Annotated in this window: 2 protein-coding genes; both read left to right on the top strand. The window is 46.0% G+C overall.

Features of this window, described 5'->3' with window-relative positions; all coding sequences use genetic code 11:
- Nucleotides 1-145 precede the first annotated feature (145 nt).
- On the top strand, nt 146-937 hold the full coding sequence (locus QVO97_RS12445) for an electron transfer flavoprotein subunit beta/FixA family protein (protein ID WP_022360638.1): 792 nt from the start codon (nt 146-148) through the stop codon (nt 935-937).
- Nucleotides 938-966: 29 nt separating this feature from the next.
- Nucleotides 967-2022, top strand: a complete 1056-nt coding sequence (locus QVO97_RS12440) for an electron transfer flavoprotein subunit alpha/FixB family protein (protein ID WP_022360637.1) — start codon at nt 967-969, stop codon at nt 2020-2022.
- The last annotated feature ends 195 nt before the right edge of the window (nt 2023-2217 follow it).

Below are 2217 nucleotides of genomic sequence, written 5' to 3'. Positions count from 1 at the left end.
CTAAGATCACTGAGATCTACGAGGGTACATCTGAGGTTCAGAGAATGGTTATCTCCGCTGATCTGTTAAAATAATTCAGTCTGCAGAGAAATCAGAACAATCTCAGTCCTAGAGAAAAAAGAAAAAAATAAGGAGTGAAAATACCGTGAAAATTGTAGTTTGTGTAAAACAGGTTCCGGATACCAAAGGCGGAGTTAAATTTAACCCGGATGGTACTCTTGACAGAAGCGCAATGCTGGCAATCATGAACCCAGATGATAAAGCAGGTCTGGAGGCAGCGCTTCGCTTAAAAGATCAGTATGGTGCAGAAGTTACCGTAGTTACTATGGGTCTTCCGAAGGCTGAAGAGGTTCTTCGCGAGGCTATGGCTATGGGCGCAGACAATGGTGTTCTTGTAACTGACCGTGTACTTGGTGGTGCAGATACCTGGGCTACTTCCCAGACAATCGCAGGCGCACTTCGCAACCTGGATTATGACTTAATCATTACTGGCCGTCAGGCTATCGATGGCGATACCGCTCAGGTAGGTCCGCAGATCTCCGAGCACCTTGGCCTTCCGGTAATCAGCTACGCTCAGAAGATTCGTGAAGTAAACGAAGCTGAGAAATACATCGTAGTTGAGCGTCAGTATGATGATAGATATCATGTAGTAAAAGCACAGCTTCCGTGTCTTTTAACCGCTCTTGCAGAGTTAAACGAGCCGCGTTATATGACTCCAGGCGGAATCTTTGATGCATATGCAAAAGAGATCACCGTTTGGGGCAGAAAAGATCTGAAAGATGTTGAGGATTCCAACCTTGGTCTGAAGGGATCACCGACACAGATCGCAAAAGCTTCCGATAAGGTAAGAAAGGGTGCTGGCGAGAAAGTAGAACTTGATCCGGCAGCTTCCGCAGATTATATCGTTGGCAAACTGGCAGAGAAACACATTATCTAATTATTTTATAGAAAAGAGTGGTGAATAAGATGAACAACTTAGAAGCATATAAGGGCGTATTTGTCTTTGCACAGCAGGTGGATAATGTTATCAGCAATATCGCTTATGAGCTGATTGGCAAAGGTAAAGAATTAGCAAAAGATTTAGGAGTAGAAGTAACCGCTGTTTTAGTTGGTTCTGACGTTAAGGGTCTTGCAGATCAGTTAGCAGAGTACGGCGCAGATAAGGTTATCGTTGTAGACGATCCGGAATTAAAAGAGTACCGTACAGAGCCGTACACACATGCAATCGCATCTGTTATCAAAGAGTTCAAACCGGAAATCTTCCTGATCGGTGCAACTGCAATCGGTCGTGACCTTGGTCCGCGTGTTTGCGCTAGAATCCATACAGGTCTGACTGCAGACTGTACAAAACTTGATATCGGCGATTTCCCGATGAATCCGGTTCCGGGTAGAGAGACAAAGCACAATCAGCTGCTTATGACTCGTCCGGCATTCGGCGGCAACACCATCGCTACCATCGCTTGCCCGGATTTCCGTCCGCAGATGGCAACCGTTCGTCCGGGTGTTATGCAGAAGGCTCCGAAGGAAGCTGGCAAAAAAGCTGTTGTTACTGAGTTCAATCCGGGATTCACAAAGAACAACAAATATGTTGATATTCTGGAAGTTGTTAAGGCTGTATCCAACACCGTTGATATCATGGATGCTAAGATCCTTGTATCCGGTGGCCGTGGCGTAGGAAGCCCGGAGAACTTCAAGATTCTGGATGATCTGGCAGAGGCTATCGGCGGTACCGTAAGCTGCTCTCGTGCAGTTGTAGATGCTGGCTGGAAACCGAAGGATCTTCAGGTAGGTCAGACAGGTAAGACTGTTCGTCCGAACGTATACTTCGCAATCGGTATCTCCGGTGCTATTCAGCATCTGGCAGGTATGGAAGAGTCTGACATCATCGTTGCTATCAACAAAGATGAGTCTGCTCCGATCTTCGATGTTGCTGACTACGGTGTAGTAGGTGACTTAAACAAGATCGTTCCGATGCTGACTGAGAAGATCAAAGAAGCAAAAGCAGCAGCTAAGAACAACTAATTAAAACAGGAAGAGAAATCTTCTTACCATATAGCAGTAGAGTTTTGTATGTTTTTCTCTGATAAATATATGAGACAGCGGCGGCTGGATGGATTTACTCCACCCAGTACTCCGCAGTCCCGTGCCAGCGAGTAAAGAGAACCCTGTTTCCGAGGTGATGAACCTGGGAGGCAGGGTTTTTTTGTTTCATAGGAA

The organism is Clostridium sp. CAG:43 (assembly GCF_000434655.1).
GTDB lineage: Bacteria > Bacillota > Clostridia > Lachnospirales > Lachnospiraceae > Otoolea > Otoolea fessa.
Note: the sequence above shows the minus strand (reverse complement) of the source record. Positions and strands in the feature narration are given on the sequence as shown.

Bases quoted from the DNA above. Each gene is read 5' to 3' on its own strand.
- QVO97_RS12440 (WP_022360637.1), top strand. From the start codon at position 967: ATGAACAACTTAGAAGCATATAAGGGCGTATTTGTCTTTGCACAGCAG.